This is a genomic window from Flavobacterium psychroterrae, assembly GCF_018380615.1.
GTDB classification, from domain to species: domain Bacteria; phylum Bacteroidota; class Bacteroidia; order Flavobacteriales; family Flavobacteriaceae; genus Flavobacterium; species Flavobacterium psychroterrae.
The window spans coordinates 1-261 of record NZ_JAGYVZ010000100.1; the positions used below are offsets into that span (position 1 = coordinate 1).

The window sequence follows — 261 nt, forward strand, 5'->3', positions numbered from 1 at the left end:
AATTCTGATTATAGCTCACATTAAGCTTGTCGAAGTCTTTTGTTACGACAGAGAATGGTTTGAATTTGCCATCATCGGTTAACAGTAATTTTGAAGCTTCAAATAGTTGTGCATTGGCTTTAAGTGATCCGAACAGTCTGGTATTATCTTGCAATGCGGTACGCATCACTTCCGGCATTTCATTATCCTTAATGGCAAAATCAAAAGCATCACTAGTGGATTTTACAAGTTTTTGATATGGTTTTTCGGTTTGCAAATCTT

The 261-nt window shown here is 36.0% G+C and carries 1 protein-coding gene; it reads right to left on the reverse strand.

What is annotated here, in order from left to right:
* The coding region (locus KHA90_RS25970; RefSeq protein WP_213308306.1) for a hypothetical protein at window positions 1-261 on the reverse strand (261 nt) is incomplete at both ends.